Consider the following 19,465-nt stretch of genomic DNA (forward strand, 5'->3'; position numbering starts at 1 on the left):
TTGGTGCGCCGAGGCCGCTCGCGGCCCCGCGCGCCCCTCAATCTGTGTCACCGGGTCGAAGCCGCAAGGGTGGTCACGTCCGCGTCTTCCACCGTCACCTCCGGGCGCGGCCGCATCCCCAGGATCGGCGCGATCCGCGACACCAGCATTCCCATCGTGGGTGCTGCGGTCCAACCCGCCGTCCGGCGCACCATCCCGGCGGCGAAGGTCTCCGGCTCGTCGAGGCTGATGACGATGACGTACCGGGGGTCGGAGGCCGGGAACATGCCCGCGAAGGTGGCGATCACACGGTCCTCGGCATAGCCGCCCGCGACCGGCTTGTCCGCCGTCCCCGTCTTGCCGCCGACCTCGTAGCCCGGCACGTCGGCGAAGCTCGCCGTGCCCCGGCTGACCACCGCGCGCAGCATCATGTTGAGCGCGCGGCTCGTCTCGGGGCTGACGATCCGGTCTTCCTCTGTCGGCAGCGGAGCGTCCGCCATCAGCGTCGGCTCGACCCGCAGGCCGCCATTGACCAGCGACGCATAGGCCGAGGCGAGGTGCAGCGGCGTCGCCGCCAGCCCGTGTCCATAGCTGACGGTCATCGTGCTCAGCTCCGACCAGTTGGGCGGCAGCAGCGGGCGCGCGGACCGCGCCTCGGGCAGTTCCACCGGCGAGGCGTCGAAGAAACCGAGCTCGCGCAGGAAGTCCTGCTGCGCCTCGGTCCCCGTCTCCAGCGCCAGCCGCGCCGTGCCGATATTGGACGAGTGCACCATGATGTCGGTGACGCTCAGCTCCGAGCCGTAGTTGCGATAGTCGCGGATGCGGAACCGCCCCCAGGTCAGCGGCCCGCGCGTGTCCACGATGGTGTTGGCATTGGCGACGCCCCGCTCCATCGCATTGGCGACGGCGAAGGCCTTGAAGGTGGAGCCCAGCTCGTACACCCCCTGCGAGGCACGGCTGAACAGGAGGTCGTCATCCGCAGGCCGCTGGTTCGGGTCGAAATCGGGCAACGAGACCATCGCGACGATCTCGCCATTATGCGCGTCCATCACCACCGCCGCGGCCCCGATCGCGTCATAGCGCTCCATCTGCGCGGCCATGACCTCGCGCGCGGCGTTCTGCACCCGCATGTCGATCGACAGCCGCATCGGCTCGTTCACGCGCGCCGGATCGCCCAGCCGCTCGTCGAACAGGTATTCGAGGCCCCCCACGCCCGCGACTTCCGCCGCCCGCGCGCCCTCCCGCTCGAAGCGGGAGCCGCCGAGGATATGCCCGATGCGCCGCCCCTGCGGGTAGACCCGCGTCTCGCGCGGGCCGAAATAGACGCCCGGCTGCCCCAACTCATGCACCGCCTGCCGCTGCTCAGGACTGATCTCCGAGCGGATCCAGTGGAAGTTCCCGCGCCCCTCCAGCCGCGCCAGCAGCACCGCCTCGTCCAGATCGGGGAAGATCGCGGCGAGGCCGCGCGCCACGCCGGGCTTGTCCACCATCTGCCGCGTCTCGACATAGAGGGACGAGGTCACGATGTTCGTGGCCAGCAGCACGCCATTGCGGTCGACGATATCCGCCCGATGCGCGCGGATCGGCTCGCCGCCCGCGCTTTGCACCGGCTCCTCGGGATCGGTGGTGGCAAGCACCGCCATCTTTCCGCCCACGGCACCGAAGCCCATGACGAAGGCCGCGCAGAGCAGCCACAGCCGCCACTCCGCGCGCCGCCGCTCCTCGCTGCGCCGAGCGCGCAGGGCGTTCGCGCGCCGCTCCGCCTCGCCCAGATCGGGATCGAGCCCCTGGTCGCGCGCCGCGATGACGCGCGCCAGCGGGCGCAGGGGGACGCGCATCATTGCATCGCCTCCTCGAAGGCCTCGTCCAGCGTCATCGGCAGCCGCGTCGCCTGCACCGGCACGGGGCCCGCCACCAGCATGTCCTCGACCGGATAGGCCACCATCCGCAGCTCCCCGAAATGGTCGGGATGCAGCGGCATCAGGCCCAGCGTCTCCATGTGCAGCGCGACCAGCGACTGCAACCGCTCGGGCCGGTTCAGCCAGGCCCACTCCACCTCCAGCACCGAGATCGCCTCCCGCTCCCGGTCGATCTCGCGCTGCAGGTCATGGGCGAATTCCAATGCGGCCTTGGTGCGGTAATTCACCTGGTAGGCCCAGAAGGCGACGCCGACGACCAGCGCGGTGGCCAGCACATAGATGGGGGACTTCATGACGATACCTCACGCGACAAAAGCTTGCGGTCGAGGCCCGGCAGGCCCAGACCCGAAATTTCCGCGGGGAATGCCGGCGCATCGGTCCGCCGCGCCGCGCGCAGCTTGGCCGAGCGCGCGCGCGGGTTGCGCGCCAGCTCCCCGCCCGTGGCCGTGACCGCCTTGCGCGTCACCGCCTCGAAACTCGCCTGCGGGCCGTCGGCCACGGGTGCATATCGGCTGCCCCCGCCGCCTTTCCCCGCGCGATCGGCCAGGAACCGCTTCACGATCCGGTCCTCCAGCGAATGGAACGTCACGACGATCAGCACGCCGCCGGGGGCCAGCGCCCGCTCCGCCGCGATCAGCCCGCGCACCAGTTCGGCCAGTTCCTCGTTCACCGCGATGCGCAGCGCCTGGAAGGTCCGCGTCGCCGGATGCGGCTGGCCCGCCTTCTGCCGCGGCAGCTCGCCCGACACGATACCCGCCAGCGCCAGCGTCGAATCGGCGACGGGCCGTGCCGCCACGATCGCCTTCGCGATCCGGCGCGAGGCCCGCTCCTCCCCGTACTGGAACAGGATGTCGGCCAGTTCCGCCTCGCTCGCCCCGTTCACGAGGTCGAGCGCGCGCGGCCCCTCCTGCCCCATGCGCATGTCGAGCGGCCCGTCCTTCTGGAACGAGAACCCGCGCTCCGCCGCGTCGATCTGCATCGAGGACACCCCGATATCGAGCACCACGCCGTCCAGCGCCTCGACCCCGGCCTCCGCCGCGAGCTTGTCGAGCCGCCCGAACGTGCCCTTGAGGAAGGTGAACCGCTCGCCATAAGGCGCGGCCCAGACCGCCAGCTCCGCCTCCGCCCGCGCATCGCGATCCACGCCCAGCACGCGGGACGCGCCCGCGTCCAGCAGCGCCCGCGTGTAGCCGCCCGCGCCGAGCGTGCCGTCGAGCCAGACGCCCCCCACCGGCGACGCCGCCGCGATCACCTCGTCCAGCAGGACGGGGATATGCGGCGCTCCGCTCATCCCAGGTATTTCTGCTGGGCGGCGTAGAGCAGCTCGAACAGGTCGTTCGGGTCGCGCTCTTCCTTGATCCAGTCGGCCATCCGGGCCTTCTTCTCTTCGTAGCCCTCGGGCGACCAGATCTGGAAGCTGTCGATCAGGCCCGCGAACACCGCCTGCCCCTCGATGCCGGCCTTGGCCCGCATCTCCTTGGTCAGGCCGAATCGCCCGTTCTCGTCCAGCGTGACGTGCTCCGCCCCCGAGGCGAGCCGCGTCGACAGCGCCTCGCGCTCCCGCGCGAATCGCGGCAGCGACGCGATCAGGTCGTCGATCTGGTCGATCTCGTCGGTGGTGTAGACGTTGAGGCAGGGCCGCTCGTCCTGGTCCAGCACCACGACCAGCTGCACGGGATCGCCGCTCTGCCAGCCCTGCACGCTCTCCAGAACCCGGCGGAACGGCGCAGGGACGGAGACGCGACCCTTCGCGTCCACCTTATGCGTCCATTCTCCGCGAAACCGCTGCGCCACTGTCCTGTCCCTGCTCGACCTCTTACGAAGTCATGGTTCCGAACAGAAATGGCGGATGTGCTGCTCGCAAAGCACATCCGCCATACTGTCCCTCGAAAGCTATTCGATAGATCGGCTGCATTGGTTCGGTCCGCGCCTGATTTCTTATCGTTTTCACCTTCGGTCTTTAATGACGAGAGCTTGCCTGTATGAGCTCTGCCAACTCGCCGCCCGAATTCTTTTTCTGTCCCGGTGCGGCCCTGCTCTCGTCTGTCAAAAGGGATAGCATGGGCGCACATGGGAGACAAACAAATTTGATGGGAAAAACGGCAGAAATCCGCCCAAACCTTGTCAATACAGATTAACGCGGCGTCGGACACACCACCCCTTCTGCGCGAAAATCCTTGAAGCCACTATATCTAGGGAGTGTGTCGCGGGCGCCACGGCGGACCATTTCGTCCCATGCCATCCTGGATCATGCGGTGCGGAGGGTCTGTAAGCCGGATTCTGTCCCGGGACCATGCGGTCCCATGGATGATCATTCATCTGGGTCCACGCTCGCGCGCGACCTCGAGCAGCCAACCCGAATCGTCGAGGGGGAAGCACCCTCCGGGCCGAGGCCCTATGCGATTCCTATTCGGCCTTGCTCCCGGCGGGGCTTGCCATGCCCGGTGTGTCGCCACCCCGGCGGTGGGCTCTTACCCCACCGTTTCACCCTGACCCGGCCTCGACCGGGCGGTCTCATCTCTGTGGCGCTGTCCCTCGGGTTACCCCGGCCGGGCGTTACCCGGCGCCGTCTCTTCCCGGAGTCCGGACTTTCCTCGTGCCCCGAAGGGCGCGCGATCATCCGACCCTCCGCACCGGGGCCGGGGATAGCCGCTGACGCCCCCCGAATCAATCCGTCGCGACCCCGGTCGAGTGTGACGGAATTTCGTTCGCACGAACGCTGGACAAGGCGCACGATCGGTCCTTCAATGCGCGCTCAAGCGCAACGCCGTTCTGCGACGAGGGCTCATGGACAATCCCGACCTCACCGCCGCCCCCTCCGACGAGATCCGGCGCACCACTTGCTACATGTGCGCCTGCCGCTGCGGCATCGACGTGCACATCAAGGCGGGCGAGGTCTCCTATATCGAGGGCAACCGCGCCCACCCGGTCAATCGCGGCGTGCTATGCGCCAAGGGCGCGGCCGGCCTGATGCAGCACCTCTCCCCCGCCCGCCTCAACGCCCCGATGAAGCGCACCGGCCCCCGCGGCTCCGGCCAGTTCGAGGAAATCCCGTGGGAGGAGGCGCTGACCCTCGCCACCGACCGCCTCACCCGCATCCGGCACGAGGCCCCCGAGAAGCTCGCCTTCTTCACCGGCCGCGACCAGTCGCAGAGCTTCACCTCCTTCTGGGCGCAGAACTACGGCACGCCGAACTACGCCGCGCATGGCGGCTTCTGCTCGGTCAACATGGCCGCCGCGGGCATCTACACGATGGGCGGCGCCTTCTGGGAGTTCGGCCAGCCCGATTGGGAGCGGACGAAGCTCTTCCTGCTCTTCGGCGTGGCCGAGGATCACGACAGCAACCCGATCAAGATGGGCCTCGCCCGGCTCAAGGCCCGCGGCGCGCGCACCGTCGGCATCAACCCGATCCGCACCGGCTACAACGCGATCGCCGACGACTGGTTCGGCATCACGCCCGGCACCGACGGCCTGCTGATCCTGTCGCTGGTCCATGAGCTGTTGCGCTCGGGAAAGATCGACCTCGACTACCTCGCCCGCTTCACCAACGCGCCCGTCCTCGTGAACGGCAACCCCGACAGCCCCGAACACGGCCTGTTCCTGCGCGACGCGGACGGCAAGCCGCTGGTCATCGACCGCGCGACCGGCACCCTCACCCCCTTCGACCGCAAGGGTGTGCGACCCGACCTCGCCGCCACCTACCAGTCGGAGGGCCACACCCACCGCCCCGTCTTCCAGCATCTCGCCGAACGCTACCTCTCCGACGCCTATTCCCCCGACGCCGTGGCCGGCCGCTGCGGCATCCCCGCGCCCCGCATCCGCGCCCTGGCCGCGGAGCTTGCCCGCGTGGCCTTCGACGAGGCGTTCGAACTGCCGATCGTCTGGACCGATTTCCGCGGGGAGCGGCACGAGAGCATGACCGGCCGCCCCGTCTCCTTCCACGCGATGCGCGGCATCTCCGCCCATTCCAACGGCTTCCAGACCTGCCGCGCCCTTCACATCCTGCAGATCCTGCTCGGCACGGTGGAGGTGCCCGGCGGCTTCCGGTTCAAGCCGCCCTACCCCAAACCGGCCGAGGCGCATCCCACGCCCCATTGCGCGGCCAATCCCGACAGCCCGCTCGACGGCCCGCATCTGGGCTTCGTCCAGTCGCCCGCAGACCTCGCGCTAAAGCCCGACGGCACCCCCGCCCGCATCGACAAGGCCTTCACCTGGGAGAACCCGATGTCGGCGCACGGGCTGATGCACATGGTCATCTCGAACGCGCATGCAGGCGATCCCTACAGGATCGACACGCTGTTCCTCTACATGGCGAACATGGCCTGGAACTCCTCCATGAACACGCGCGGCGTGATGGAGATGCTGACCGACACCGACGAGAATGGCGACTACCGCATTCCCTACATCATCTATTCCGACGCTTATTCGTCCGAGATGGTGGCCTATGCCGACCTGATCCTGCCGGATACGACCTATCTCGAACGGCACGACTGCATCTCCCTGCTCGATCGCCCGATCAGCGAGGCCGACGCCGCCGCCGACGCGATCCGCTGGCCGGTGGTGGAGCCCAAGCGCCCCGGCCACGCGGGCGTGCGCGGTTTCCAGTCGGTGCTGGTGGACCTCGCCAACCGGATGAAGCTGCCCGGCTTCACCGCCGAGGATGGAAGCCCGCTCTGGTCCGATTATGCCGACTACATCGCCAATCACGAACGCCGCCCCGGCATCGGCCCGCTCGCGGGCTGGCGCGGCGACGGCACGGATTCGGGCCGCGGCGCGCCCAATCCCGAGCAGATCGAGCGCTACAAGGAAAACGGCGCCTTCTGGATGCACCACATTCCGCAGGAGGCGCAGTATTACAAACCCTGGAACGCCGCCTATCAGGACTGGGCGGTGCAGCTTGGCATCTTCGACGCGCCGACGCCCTACCTCTTCCAGCTCTATGTCGAGCCGATGCGCCGCTTCCAGCTCGCTGCCGAGGGGCATGGCGACACCCAACCGCCCGAGCACCTGCGCGCACATGTCCGCGCCGCGATGGACCCGCTGCCGCACTGGTCCGAGCCGCTGGAACAGCAGGCGACCGACGGCACCGAGTACCCGGTCCACGCCCTGACCCAGCGCCCGATGGCGATGTATCATAGCTGGGGCAGCCAGAACGCCTGGCTGCGCCAGATCCACGGCCGCAATCCGCTCTACGTCCCGACAAAACTCTGGCAGCGCCACGGCTTCGCGGAGGGCGACTGGGCGCGCGTGACCTCCCCGCACGGCGAGATCGTGGTGCCGGTCGCCCACATGGCCGCCCTCAACGAGAACACCGTCTGGACCTGGAACGCGATCGGCAAGCGCAAGGGCGCCTGGGCGCTCGACCGCGACGCCCCAGAGACCACCAAGGGCTTCCTCCTCAACCACCTGATCCACGAGCTGCTGCCGCCGAGAGGCGACGGGCTGCGCTGGGCCAATTCCGATCCGGTCACCGGACAGGCCGCCTGGTTCGACCTGCGTGTCCGGCTGGAGAAGACCACCGCCCCGGCGGACGCCGCCGCGCGCCCCGACACCGGCGCGCAGACCTCCCCCGTTCCCCCCGCGCCCGCGCGCGTCACCCGAAAGGTCGGCGCATGACCGTCCCGCTTTCACTTCCGCCAAATATCCCCGCCGGAGGCTCCCGTCCGTCGCCCCGAACGGCCCGTTTTCCGCATCGCGCCGACAATACCCGAGCCATTTACTCGCCATACGCAATCCATACGGGGTGCATACGCATGGCAGACCGCCCGAAATGACCGATCTGCCCACCCGGACCGAGCGGAAACTCGGCCTCGTCATCGACCTCGACACCTGCGTCGGGTGCCACGCCTGCGTCACCTCCTGCAAGGGCTGGAACACGCAGAACTACGGAGCGCCGCTCTCGGACATCGACGCCTACGGCGCTGATCCAAAAGGAACTTTCCTCAACCGCATCCACTCCTACGAGGTCACGCCCGAGGACGGCTCCGCCGCGCGGCTCGTCCACTTCCCCAAATCCTGCCTGCATTGCGAGGACGCCCCCTGCGTCACCGTCTGCCCCACCGGCGCCAGCTACAAGCGGGTCGAGGACGGCATCGTTTTGGTCAACGAAAACAGCTGCATAGGCTGCGGATTGTGCGCCTGGGCCTGCCCCTACGGCGCTCGCGAAATGGACGCGGCGGCGGGCGTGATGAAGAAATGCACCCTCTGCGTCGACCGCATCTACAACGACGACCTCGCCGAGGAGGATCGCATCCCCGCCTGCGTGCGCACCTGCCCCGCGAACGCCCGGCATTTCGGCGATTTCGCCGACCCGGAAAGCCATGTTTCCCAACTGGTTAGGGAACGTGGCGGCATCGATCTGATGCCCGAGCAGGGCACGAGACCCGTCAACCAGTACCTGCCGCCTCGCCCGCGCGATACGCTCGACGAGACGAGCGCCCCGCCGCTCGACAGCGTCGAGGAAACACCCGGCGGGTTCCTCGGTTGGCTCGACCGCGCGCTGGAGAAACTGCCGTGAATCCAGCACCTTCCGTCATCATCTTCTCGGTCCTCTCCGGTCTCGGCTTCGGCCTTCTGGCCTGGCTCGGACTCGGCTTTCCTGCCGTCACCGGCTGGGTCGCCGCGACCTTCTTCGCGCTCGGCTTCGCGCTGGCGGTCGGCGGTCTGATCTCTTCCACCTTCCACCTGGGCAACCCGCAGCGCGCGCTCCTCGCCTTCACCCAATGGCGCACGAGCTGGCTGAGCCGGGAGGCCTGGCTCTCGGTTTCCGCGTTGACCGCCAATGGCTTGTACGCACTCGGCCCGGTGTTCTGGGAGGCGCGCATCGCCCCGCTTGGCTGGCTCGCAGCCCTGCTCAGCCTTGCGACCGTATTCAGCACGGCGATGATCTACACGCAGATGAAGACTGTCCCGCGCTGGCGCCACTGGACCACGCCCGCGCTGTTCCTGACGCTCTCCCTCGGCGGCGGTGCGCTGCTGGCGGCCCAAGGCGAGGCCGCGGCGATCCTGCTGCTGATCGCGGGCGGGCTGCAGCTCTACGCCTGGCACCACGGTGATAGCGCGCTCGCCCGCTCGGGAAGCGATACCGGCACCGCCACGGGCCTCGGCCCTGCCGCGACCGTGCGCTTGTTCGAGCCGCCGCACACGGGCGGCAATTACCTGACGCACGAGATGGTCTACCGCATCGGGCGCAAGCACGCCGCCCGCCTGCGCATCATTTCGCTGCTGGCCATGAGCCTGCTGCCCGCCGCGATGATCGGTCTGCTCTACAACAGCCATCTGCTCGCCGGTCTCGCGGTGCTGGTCCACCTTGCAGGCACCTTCGTCCAGCGCTGGTTGTTCTTCGCCGAAGCCGAGCACGTCGTCGGCCTCTATTACGGGCTGCGCGCGAGCCCCGACCAGTCGAACCCTTCCACCACTTCGGTCAAGCGCGCAACGGGCAACGGCAGCCGTTCATAGGGCGGGTAGAAGGCCGTCAGCCAGATCTCGGGCGCTTTCCAGTCCGGCAGCAGCTCGACCAGTCGGCCCTCCTCCAGCGCCTCCGCCACCATGAAGCAGGGCAGCAACGCCACGCCCTGCCCCATCTCAGCCAGTCGCGCCAGGACGTCGCCATTGTCGCTGACCGTCATCGCCCGGACCGGCACGGGCACGCTCGCGCCGCTCGCAGGATCACGCAGCGACCATCCATCGGCCATGTTGGCGTAGCCGAGACAGGGCAGCGCGCGCAGGTCCCTCGGGTGGTCCATCGGACCGTGCTCCGCCACCAGCGCTGGCGCCGCCACCAGCACCCGCTCCACCGAAGCGATCTTGCGCCAGATCGAGGACTTGTCGTCCGGCGGGCCTGAGATGCGCAGCGCCATGTCGTAGCCGCCTTCGACGATGTCGACGAACCGGTCCGACAGGTCGAGCCTCAGCTCGGTCCGCGGCCAGAGGACCCGGAACTGCGCGACGATCTGCGGCAGGAAGCGCAGGCCGAAGCTCAGGGGTGCCGCCAGCCGCAGCAGCCCGCCATCCCCGTCCGACAGCGCCTTGAGTGCCGCATCCGCCCGGTCGAGATCGGCGACGATCCGGGCGGCATCCACGCCATACCTCTCTCCCGCGAGTGTGGGCGCGACCTTGCGCGTCGTGCGCACCAGCAGCTGCGTGCCGAGCTCCGCCTCCAGCTCCGCCACCGCGCGTGTGACGGCTGGCGGCGACAGCCCTCGCCGCCGTGCCGCCTCGGCGAAACTGCGCGCGTCCAGCACGTCGAGGAAGATGCGGATGCGTTCGATCTGACCGGACATGCGATCATTACACAATTCGGAACGATGAATTGCAATAAGCCTAGCTTCTCGAAACGACGCCGCAAGCCCACCTTTATCCCATCACGCAATCCAAGGAGCGATTCCATGCTGAACCAGATCAAGGGCCTGCACCACGTCACCTCCATCGCGGGGGATGCCGCGCAGAACAACGCCTTCTTCACCGACACGCTCGGCCTGCGCCGGGTCAAGAAGACCGTCAATTTCGACGCGCCGGACGTCTATCACCTCTATTATGGCGACGAGGTCGGCACGCCCGGCTCGGTGATGACCTACTTCCCGTTCCCAAATGCCGCGCGCGGCCGTCCCGGTACGGGCGAGGTGGGGACCACCGTGTTCTCGGTCCCCGAAGGGAGCCTCGGCTTCTGGCGCGACCGGCTGGCGGCGAAGGGCGCGGCGAATCTCGCCGAGGACGCGCCCTTCGGTCAGGCCCGCCTCACCTTCGACGGCCCCGATGGCGACGGATTCGCGCTGGTCGAGCAGCCGGGCGACACCCGTACCCCCTGGGCGGGCAACGGCGTCGGCGCGGACGAGGCGATCCGCGGCTTCCATTCCGCCTCCATGCGGCTGCGCGACGGCGGCGCGATGGGCGAGCTGCTGGGCTTCATGGGCTACGAGAAGCTCGACACCAGCGGCGACGTGACCCGCTTCGCCGTGAACGGCGATGCGGCCACAGTGATCGACGTGGAGACGCTGCCGGGGGCCGCCCAGGCTCAGCAGGGCGCAGGCTCGGTCCACCACATCGCCTTCGCCGTGGAGAACCGCGAAAAGCAGCTTGAGGTCCGCAAGGCCCTGCTCGACACCGGCTATCAGGTCACGCCGGTGATCGACCGCGACTATTTCTGGGCGATCTATTTCCGCACCCCCGGCGGCGTGCTGTTCGAGGTGGCGACCAACGAGCCGGGCTTCGACCGCGACGAGGATCGCGCGCATCTGGGCGAGGCACTGAAGCTGCCGAGCCAGCACGAGCATCTGCGCGGCTTCCTCGAAGATCACCTGCAACCGCTGGAGGGCTGAACGATGGGCGATTACCGCTACCAGGAGACGGAGGGGTCCGAGGGCGCGCCCCTCGTCTTCACCTTCCACGGTACGGGCGGCGGGCCGGACCAGTTCCACGGCTTCGCCCGGCAGCTCTGGCCCGGTGCGCATGTGATCTCGCCTGCCGGCGACGTGTCGGAGATGGGCGCGGCCCGCTACTTCCGCCGAACGGGCGAAGGCGTCTACGACATGGACGATCTCGCGCGGCGCACGGCGGCGATGGCCGATTTCGTCGCGGGGCATCGCGCGCGTCTGGGGGCTGAGCGGGTGATTGGCCTGGGCTACTCAAATGGCGCGAACATCCTCGCATCCGTCCTGTTCGATAGGCCCGAACTGTTCGAGGAAGCCGCCCTGCTACACCCGCTGATCCCGTGGCAACCGGATCTGGGCGACCGGCTGCAGGGCAAGCGCATCCTCGTAACGGCGGGCAAGGCCGACCCGATCTGCCCGGCGCCGTTGACGGAAAGCCTGATCGCGACTTTGCGCGCCGCTGGCGCGGACCTGCATACGCATTGGCATCGCTCGGGTCACGAGATCGCGCAGGGCGAGATCGACGCGCTCGCCGCCTTCGCCCGCTGAAAAAAGGGCCGTCCTGCCGGGAAGGTGCAGGACGGCCCGAGTTTCCCCACCGGGAAGAGGGGGGAGAGAGTAAGCGCGACCTCAGCCCGAGGCCGCCAGAAGCTGCGCGTTGCCACCTGCAGCCGTCGTGTCGATGCAGACGTGCCGCTCGGCCCGCGCGCGGCGCGGCACTTCCGCCAATGTCATCAAGGGCAGGATCGCGCCGTCGCGTGCGGCGAGCGCCTGACGATACAAGCGGCGCAGCGCCTCCGGTCCGTCACAGATGACACCGTCGAACCCGTCGAGCGTGCTCAGAACCGACGCCTCGGGCAGCCGGTCCGGCACCACTGCCGCGCATCCCGCCGCCTCGGCCGCCTCCTTTTGCCTTGCGGCCAGTTCGCGGGTCGGGCCGAGGCACAGCATCGTGCCCCGCCCCAGCGTGGTCAGCCGGTTCGACTCGCCCGTCGGGCCGGGCAACGCGGTGACGGCTACCTTCGGATCGACCGGACGCGCGCCTTCGATGGCCGTGCGGATCGCACCGGATTCCGCCACTGCCTCCGCAGCCTCGCCCGGCGCGACCTCCACGCGTCCGAAGCGCGGCACGTAGGCCGGACCGCCCGCCTTCGGCCCGGTCCCCGACAGCCCCTCGCCGCCGAAGGGCTGCGAGCCGACGATCGCGCCGATCTGGTTGCGGTTGATGTAGAGATTGCCCGCCGCGACCCGCGCGCAGACCCGCTGCACACGATCATCGATGCGGCTGTGCATCCCGAAGGTCAGCCCGTAGCCCGTCGCGTTGATCGCATCGACCACGGCGTCGAGTTGATCCGCCCGGTAGGTCGCGACATGCAGTACCGGGCCGAAGATCTCCTCCTCCAGATCCGCGATGCCGTCGACCTCTATCAGGGTCGGCGCGACGAAGGTGCCCTCGCCCGGCGCGACGAGCCGCTTGCGCACGCGCGCGGCATTCTTCGCCACATGCCCCTCGATCCGGTCGCGCGCCGCCGCGTCGATCACAGGCCCCACATCGGTCGACAGATGCCACGGATCGCCGACCACCACCGCATCCATCGCGCCTTCCAGCATCGCGAGCATCGGCCCGGCCACGTCCTCCTGCACGTAGAGCATCCGGCAGGCCGAGCAGCGCTGCCCCGCCGATTGGAAGGCGGAGGCGACGATGTCGCGCACCGCCTGTTCGGGCAGCGCCGTGGAGTCGACGATCATCGCGTTCAGCCCGCCGGTCTCCGCGATCAGCGGTGCCTCGGGGGCCATCGCCTCCGCCATCGCCCTGTCGATCCGCTTGGCCGTTGCGGTCGAGCCGGTGAAACACAACCCGTCGATGCGCGCATCGGAGGCGAGCGCCCCGCCCACCCGCGCCCCGTCACCCGGCAGCAGTTGCAAGGCCGTTCGCGGCACCCCTGCCTCGTGCAGCAATTCGACTGCGCGGTGGGCGATCAGCGGGCTCTGCCCCGCCGGTTTCGCGATCACGCCGTTGCCCGCCGCCAGTGCCGCCGCGATCTGCCCGCAGAAGATGGCGAGCGGGAAGTTCCAGGGCGAAATGCAGGCGAACACCCCCGCCGGGGCCTCCACCTCGCCCGCCTGCCCGGCGTAGTAGCGCAGGAAATCCACCGCCTCGCGCAGCTCGGCCACGCCGTCCATCAGCGTCTTGCCCGCCTCCCGCGTCAGCAGGGCGAAGATCTCGCCGAACCGGTCCTCCATGAGGTATGAGGCGTGGCGCAGCACCTCCGCCCGCTTCTCCGCCGGGGCATCCCAGGGGCGGGCCGCGTCGAGCGCCCGCGCGATCTCCGCGTCGCTCGCGTCGCGCACCCTGCCGACCACTTCGCCGGGGCGGGCGGGATTGAACCGCTCCTCCCCCGCGCCATCGTCGGCATCGCCCGCGATCAGCGGGGCCGCCTGCCAGACATGGGTGGCGAAGGGCGCGCGCGCCGCCTCGATCTCCTCCAAGTCGCGCGGATCGGTCAGGTCGAAACCGCGGGAATTATCGCGCGGGGCAAAGATCTCCGCCGGTGGCACCACCCCCGGCCCGAGCCCCTGCGCGGCCTGCCATTCGACCAGCGGATCGGCGGCCACGACCTCGGCCGGCACGTCCTCGTCGACGATCTGGTTGACGAAGGAGGAGTTGGCCCCGTTCTCCAACAGTCTGCGCACCAGATAGGCCAGAAGGTCCCGATGCGCGCCGACGGGGGCGTAGATGCGGCAGCGCGCGCCCTTCTCCCGCATCACCAGATCGTGCAGCGCGGCACCCATGCCGTGCAGCCGCTGGAACTCGTAATGCGGGCCCGGCGCGCTCATCTCCAGAATCGTCGCGACCGAATGCGCGTTGTGCGTCGCGAACTGCGGATAGATCCGATCCGTCAGGCCCAACAGCTTGCGCGCCAAGGTCAGGTAACTCACATCCGTCGCCGCCTTGTGCGTGAAGACCGGGAAACCCGACAGCCCCTCGACCTGAGCGCGCTTGATCTCGGTGTCCCAATAGGCGCCCTTGACCAGCCGCACCATGATCCGCCGGTCGAGCCGGGCCGCCAGCGCGTGCAGCCAGTCGATCGTGGCGCCTGCCCGCTTGCCGTAGGCCTGCACGACAACGCCGAACCCGTCCCATCCGGCCAGTTCCGGCTCTGCAAGCACCGCCTCGATCACGTCGAGCGACAGGTCCAGCCGGTCGGCCTCCTCCGCATCGACGTTGAGGCCCATGCCCGCCCGCTTCGCCGCCAGCGCGAGCTCGATCGCACGCGGCACCAGCTCGGCCATCACGCGGTCCTTCTGCGCGACCTCGTAGCGGGGATGGAGTGCCGACAGCTTGATCGAGATGCCCGGATTGTCGCGAATATCGCTCTCATCGCAATGCTTGGCGATGCGCGCGATGGCGTCGGCATAGGCATCGTGGAAGCCCTGCGCATCGGCATAGGTCAGCGCCGCCTCGCCCAGCATGTCGTAGGAATAGGTGTAGCCCTTGGCCTGCTGTGCCTTGCCGCGCTTCACCGCCTCGCCGATATCGCGGCCCAGCACGAACTGGTGGCCGAGCTCGCGCATGGCGCGGCCCACGGCGGTGCGGATCACCGGCTCGCCCAGCCGCTTGACCGCGCCGTGCAGCGTCCGCGCCACGCCGTCGCGCCGATCCTCGCGCAGCACCTTGCCGGTCAGCATCAAGGCCCAGGTCGAGGCGTTGACCAGCGAGGAGGACGACTTGCCCAGATGTGTGCCCCATTCAGACGGAGCGATCTTGTCCTCGATCAGCGCGTCGATCGTGTCGGCATCGGGCACGCGCAGCAGCGCCTCGGCCAGGCACATCAGTGCGACGCCTTCCTCGGTCGACAGGCCGTATTCGGCGAGGAAGACCTCCATCACGCCGGGGCGCGTATCGTCGCGGATCGCGCGCACCAGCTTTACCGCCCGTTCGCCCGCCCGCGCCCGCAGGTCGTCGTCGAGCGGGTGCGCCTCCAGCAATCCGTCGATCACCATCCGTTCGGGCGCGAGTGTCAGCTCGCGCAGCGCGCTGCGATAATGGTCGAGGGGGGACGTGCTCTGCCTGTTCATCTCAAAAATCCTTGCCGGAACTGCCAAGCCAGATTACGCCTGAAGCCACGGGAAATCTTCCCGCATCCGCCACGCAAGTCGGAATTCGACCCGAGTTTTCGAGGAAACGCCGTGATGAGACCCGATATTACTGCCGATGCCAGTCAATTGGACATGTTCGACCGCAAGATCCTCGACGTGCTGTCGCGCGACGGGCGGATCCCCGTCACGGAGCTGTCCAAGGAGGTCGGTCTGTCCAAGAGCCCCTGCCAGGTCCGCATGAAGCGGCTGCAGGCGGACGGGTTCATCCAGGGGTTTCACGCTCGGCTCGACCCGCGCAAGATGGGGCTGGAGCATATCGCCTTCGTCGAGGTGAAGATGAGTGATACGCGCGAGGCGGCGCTGGCCGAGTTCCGGCGCGCCGTCCGCGTTTTGTCCGAGGTGGAACAGTGCCACCTGATCGCGGGGGCCTTCGACTACCTGCTGAAGGTCCGCACGCGCGACATCCATTCCTATCGCGAGGTGCTGGGGGAGAAGATCTCGTCCCTTCCGCATGTCGCCTCGACCTCGACCCATGTGTCGATGGAATCGATCAAGGACGAGGCGTTCTAGCGCAGGCGCGTCATCCAGTCGAAATCGCCGGGCATGCCGGGGCGGTACTCGGCGCCGACATAGCCCTCCCAGCCCTGCGCATCCAGCCAGTCGAGGATGGGGCGGTAGTCGAGCGTACCGTGGTCGGGCTCGGCCCGGTCGGGGACGCCCGCGATCTGGATATGGGCAATGCGCGGCAGGTGGGCCTTCAGCGCGGACATCACGTCGCCGCCCATGCGCGCGACGTGGTAGCAGTCGAACATCAGCCGTAGGCCGTCGCAGGCAAGCTCGTCCACGATGCGCGCGGCGTGGTCGATGTCTTGCAGGAAATAGCCGGGGACATCGTGGCCGTTGATCGGCTCGATCAGGGTCGTGAGGCCGTGCGCCTGCGCCCCCTCGCAGGCGTAGAGAAGCGCGTCGCGAAACGTCGCCTCGGCCTGCGACCCCTCGGCCTTCCCGGCCATGACGTGCACGAAGCGCGCACGCGTGCGGCGGGCATAGCCGATGGCCGCGTCGATGGCACGGCGGGCCTCGGCCCCGCGATCCGGCAGGGCGGAGAGGCCGAAATCGCCGTCATCCCCACGTGCCGTGTTGATCGACAGCAGCGGCAGGCCGGTCGCGTCGAGCGCGTCGGCGACCTCGCCCGCGTCGGTCTGGTAGGGCCAGTGCAGCTCCACCGCGTCGAAGCCCGCCGCCTTGGCCGCGTGGACCGCGGCGGGCGGGGCGAGGTCGGGGAACAGCATCGGCAGGCTGGCCGAGACGCGCATCAGCCCGCGGCCAGCAGGGCGTTGGCCGTGCGCTCGTTGATCGCGAGGGCGGTGTCGTAGAGCGTGGCGAGGCGCAGCAGAGACTTCACATCGACGTCGTGCGGCAGGGCGGAGAGAGGATCGATGAAGAAGACCAGCCCGTCGAGCCGGCCTTCGGCGATCATGGCGCCGAGCTGCGCGTCGCCGCCGAGCGGGCCGCTGCGCAGGCGCGTGACCTCCAGCCCCAGCCCGTCGACCAGCCGCCCGCCTGTGGTGCCGGTGGCGTAGAGCGTGCGGCGCGACAGCGCCTCTCGGTGACGACCGGCCCAGTCGACCAGCCGGTCCTTCATGCCGTCATGCGCGACGAGCGCGAGCGTTTCGATGCTGTCCACGGGCGGCCCCTTCGTTTCCCCGCGGGGAAACTAGGGCGTGGAGCGGCGTGCGCCAGTCGGCGCGGATAGGGCAAGAGCGCTGACCATTTCCCCGCGGGGAAACGGAGGGCGGATCGCGCGGGTCGGCCAGGCGCGCGGGTTTGCGATTTCCCCGCGGGTAAGGCCGCCCGATTGGTTAAGGAAGGGTTAACGCGGTATCACTCCGCGATCTCGACACGGGTGCCCCAGCTGCGGCACGCCTCGGCCAGGCCAGGCGGCAGCGCGCGGTCGGTGAAGAAGGTGTCGATGGCCGAGAGAGAGGCGATGCGCGCGGGCGCGCTGCGCGCGAACTTGGTGTGGTCGGAGACCAGGAAGGTCTTGCGCGCATGGGTCAGGATGGCCTGGCTGACGCTGACCTCCTGTATGTCGAAGTCGAGCAGGTCGCCATCGGCGTCGAGCGCGGAGCAGCCGATCACGGCGAGGTCGAACTTGAACTGGCGGATCGTCTCCGCCGCCAGCGCGCCGACCAGCCCGCCATCCGCGCGTCGCAGCGCCCCGCCGGTCACGACGATCTGGCAGTCGGGATTGGCCGACAGGATGGTGGCGACATTCATGTTGTTGGTCACGACCATCAGGTTCTCGTGCCTGAGCAGCGCCTCGGCCACCGCTTCGGTCGAGGTGCCGATGTTGAGGAAGAGGGAGATGCCGTCCGGAATCTCGCGCGCGCAGGCCTGCGCGATGGCGCGCTTGGCCTCCTGATTGAGGGCGCGGCGTTCCTCGTAGCCGATATTGGTGGTGCCCGAGGGCAGGACGGCGCCGCCATGCACCCGTTCGAGCCGCCCGCCCTCGGCCAGATCGGTGAGGTCGCGGCGGATGGTCTGGTGGGTGACGCCGAAATGGTCGGCCAACCCCTCGACGGTCACCCGCCCGTCGCGGCGGGCGATCTCGAGGATCTCGGGATGGCGGAAGGTCTGCGACAAGAGAGTCGACCCGATGTTCGTTTCTGTTCGTTTCGGGCGATTCAAATCGCCTTGGATTTCCGGAGACTGACCGGAGCGCGCCACGAATGCAATGATTTTGGTTCAGGTATGCCCTGAGGGCCGCATTCCCGGCGAAGAAAACGGCTTCGCCTTACAAGGGAATATCGAACATAAACGAACAGGAACGGCTTGCGTATCGCGTGACGTCCCGTCATAGATGAGGCGAACGAGCGCGGCGAAGAACGCGCCGTCCGCACGGGGAGGAGTCGCGATGCCGACGGGCCGAACGGGGTCCGTGTCTTCGCGCGCCCTTCCCACACCGGACGGCCACCGGCGCGCGGGCGACGTGGAAGAGGAAACGCGATGACGCTGGAGCTCAGGGGCGTGTCGAAGTCCGTGGACGGACAGACGCATATCCACGAGACGGATCTGGTGCTCGAAAAGGGCACGATGAACGTGCTGCTCGGGCCGACCTCGGCGGGCAAGACCTCGCTGATGCGGTTGATGGCGGGGCTCGACGTGCCCACCAAAGGCCGGGTGATCTGGAACGGCGACGACGTGACGGGCATGCGCGTGCAGGACCGCAAGGTCGCGATGGTCTACCAGCAATTCATCAACTACCCCTCGATGAGCGTCTACGACAACATCGCCTCTCCCATGAAGCTGATGGGCGTGGACAAGGCCGAGATCGACGCCCGCGTGCGCGAGACGGCGGCGCTGATGCAGCTCACGCCGATGCTGGATCGAAAGCCGCTGGAGCTGTCGGGCGGGCAACAGCAGCGCTGCGCGCTGGCCCGCGCGCTGGTCAAGAACGCGGGGCTGGTGCTGCTGGACGAGCCGCTGGCCAATCTCGACTACAAGCTACGCGAGGAGTTGCGGGCGGAAATCCCGCGCATCTTCGAGAAATCGGGCGCGATCTTCGTCTACGCCACGACCGAGCCGGAGGAGGCGCTCCTGCTGGGCGGCAATACCGCGACGCTGTGGGAGGGCCGGGTCACGCAGTTCGGGCCGACGCCGAGCGTCTATCGTCGCCCCGGCGACACGGTGACGGCGCGGGTCTTCTCCGACCCGCCGATGAATTTCCTGAAGGTCCGAAAGGAGGGCGACCGCCTCGCCTTCGGCGACGGGCAGAGCGCGCCGGTGCCCTCGGGCGCGGCGGGGCTGGCCGACGGAGACTACGTGGCGGGGTTTCGGCCCAACCACGTGATGATGGAAAGCCCCGGCGCGGGCGCGATGCGGTTCGAGACGACGCTTGCCGTGACGGAGATCACGGGGTCGGAGACCTTCATCCATCTCGACCATCACGGCGAGCGCTGGGTGGGGCTGGTCCACGGCGTGCGCAGCCTGAAGCCGGGCGAGCCGCTGACCATCCATCTCGACCCCGCGCACGTCTACATCTTCGCCGAGGACGGCGCGCTGATGTCCGCGGCACCCTATGCGGAGGCCGCCTGA

16 protein-coding genes and 1 other RNA gene are annotated in these 19,465 nt (G+C 68.7%); 7 read left to right on the forward strand and 10 right to left on the reverse strand.

Features of this window, described 5'->3' with window-relative positions:
* Nucleotides 1–47: 47 nt before the first annotated feature.
* The 5 genes from RX333_RS13655 to rnpB form a co-directional block, all read right to left on the reverse strand.
* Nucleotides 48–1,820, reverse strand: coding sequence for a penicillin-binding protein 2 (locus tag RX333_RS13655; protein WP_316015505.1), 1,773 nt, complete (start codon nt 1,818–1,820; stop codon nt 48–50).
* Complete coding sequence (locus RX333_RS13660) at nt 1,817–2,191, reverse strand: cell division protein FtsL (RefSeq protein ID WP_316015506.1); 375 nt, start codon at nt 2,189–2,191, stop codon at nt 1,817–1,819. Before RX333_RS13660 ends, RX333_RS13655 begins: the two co-directional genes overlap by 4 nt.
* The gene (gene rsmH, locus RX333_RS13665; RefSeq protein ID WP_316015507.1) at nt 2,188–3,189 is read right to left on the reverse strand and encodes a 16S rRNA (cytosine(1402)-N(4))-methyltransferase RsmH; all 1,002 of its coding nucleotides are present in this window, start codon (nt 3,187–3,189) and stop codon (nt 2,188–2,190) included. Before rsmH ends, RX333_RS13660 begins: the two co-directional genes overlap by 4 nt.
* Nucleotides 3,186–3,692, reverse strand: a complete 507-nt coding sequence (locus RX333_RS13670) for a division/cell wall cluster transcriptional repressor MraZ (protein ID WP_316015508.1) — start codon at nt 3,690–3,692, stop codon at nt 3,186–3,188. Before RX333_RS13670 ends, rsmH begins: the two co-directional genes overlap by 4 nt.
* 459 nt (nt 3,693–4,151) lie before the next feature.
* Nucleotides 4,152–4,530, reverse strand: an RNA gene (rnpB, locus tag RX333_RS13675) — RNase P RNA component class A.
* 155 nt (nt 4,531–4,685) lie between these two features.
* Between rnpB and RX333_RS13680 the strand changes: the two genes are divergently transcribed.
* The 3 genes from RX333_RS13680 to RX333_RS13690 all read left to right on the forward strand — a co-directional run bounded on the left by RX333_RS13680 (nt 4,686) and on the right by RX333_RS13690 (nt 9,356).
* On the forward strand, nt 4,686–7,514 hold the full coding sequence (locus RX333_RS13680; RefSeq protein ID WP_316015509.1) for a molybdopterin oxidoreductase family protein: 2,829 nt from the start codon (nt 4,686–4,688) through the stop codon (nt 7,512–7,514).
* Between the two features lie 154 nt (nt 7,515–7,668).
* A complete protein-coding gene (locus tag RX333_RS13685; protein ID WP_316015510.1) occupies nt 7,669–8,415 on the forward strand; it encodes a 4Fe-4S dicluster domain-containing protein in 747 nt (248 codons plus the stop codon).
* Entirely contained in the window at nt 8,412–9,356 is a 945-nt protein-coding gene (locus RX333_RS13690) for a dimethyl sulfoxide reductase anchor subunit family protein (RefSeq protein ID WP_316015511.1), read from the forward strand. Before RX333_RS13685 ends, RX333_RS13690 begins: the two co-directional genes overlap by 4 nt.
* Here RX333_RS13690 and RX333_RS13695 read toward each other — a convergent pair.
* Nucleotides 9,272–10,180, reverse strand: coding sequence for a LysR family transcriptional regulator (locus RX333_RS13695; protein WP_316015512.1), 909 nt, complete (start codon nt 10,178–10,180; stop codon nt 9,272–9,274). The genes RX333_RS13690 and RX333_RS13695 overlap by 85 nt on opposite strands.
* Nucleotides 10,181–10,285: 105 nt before the next feature.
* On the opposite strand from RX333_RS13695, the gene RX333_RS13700 reads away from it, so the two are divergent.
* Nucleotides 10,286–11,215, forward strand: coding sequence for a VOC family protein (locus RX333_RS13700; RefSeq protein WP_316015513.1), 930 nt, complete (start codon nt 10,286–10,288; stop codon nt 11,213–11,215).
* Between the two features lie 3 nt (nt 11,216–11,218).
* Nucleotides 11,219–11,815, forward strand: a complete 597-nt coding sequence (locus tag RX333_RS13705) for an alpha/beta hydrolase (protein WP_316015514.1) — start codon at nt 11,219–11,221, stop codon at nt 11,813–11,815.
* 81 nt (nt 11,816–11,896) lie between these two features.
* On the opposite strand, the gene putA is transcribed toward RX333_RS13705, so the two are convergent.
* A complete protein-coding gene (gene putA, locus RX333_RS13710) occupies nt 11,897–15,346 on the reverse strand; it encodes a bifunctional proline dehydrogenase/L-glutamate gamma-semialdehyde dehydrogenase PutA (RefSeq protein ID WP_316015515.1) in 3,450 nt (1,149 codons plus the stop codon).
* A 114-nt stretch (nt 15,347–15,460) separates the two neighbouring features.
* Here putA and RX333_RS13715 point away from each other — a divergent pair, with 114 nt between their 5' ends.
* Nucleotides 15,461–15,937 (forward strand): Lrp/AsnC family transcriptional regulator, encoded by a 477-nt coding sequence (locus RX333_RS13715; protein ID WP_316015516.1) that lies wholly within the window; start codon nt 15,461–15,463, stop codon nt 15,935–15,937.
* Here the strand turns inward: RX333_RS13715 and RX333_RS13720 are convergent.
* The 3 genes from RX333_RS13720 to RX333_RS13730 all read right to left on the reverse strand — a co-directional run bounded on the left by RX333_RS13720 (nt 15,934) and on the right by RX333_RS13730 (nt 18,013).
* Nucleotides 15,934–16,683, reverse strand: a complete 750-nt coding sequence (locus RX333_RS13720; RefSeq protein WP_316015517.1) for a hydroxypyruvate isomerase family protein — start codon at nt 16,681–16,683, stop codon at nt 15,934–15,936. The genes RX333_RS13715 and RX333_RS13720 overlap by 4 nt on opposite strands.
* Nucleotides 16,683–17,054: a methylglyoxal synthase gene (locus RX333_RS13725; protein ID WP_316015518.1), complete on the reverse strand. Its 372-nt coding sequence runs from the start codon at nt 17,052–17,054 to the stop codon at nt 16,683–16,685. Before RX333_RS13725 ends, RX333_RS13720 begins: the two co-directional genes overlap by 1 nt.
* Before the next feature lie 197 nt (nt 17,055–17,251).
* A complete protein-coding gene (locus RX333_RS13730; RefSeq protein ID WP_316015519.1) occupies nt 17,252–18,013 on the reverse strand; it encodes a DeoR/GlpR family DNA-binding transcription regulator in 762 nt (253 codons plus the stop codon).
* Nucleotides 18,014–18,376: 363 nt separating this feature from the next.
* Here RX333_RS13730 and RX333_RS13735 point away from each other — a divergent pair, with 363 nt between their 5' ends.
* A complete protein-coding gene (locus tag RX333_RS13735; protein WP_316015520.1) occupies nt 18,377–19,465 on the forward strand; it encodes an ABC transporter ATP-binding protein in 1,089 nt (362 codons plus the stop codon).

This window comes from Roseobacter sp. HKCCA0434, from assembly GCF_032464675.1.
GTDB lineage: Bacteria > Pseudomonadota > Alphaproteobacteria > Rhodobacterales > Rhodobacteraceae > Pontivivens.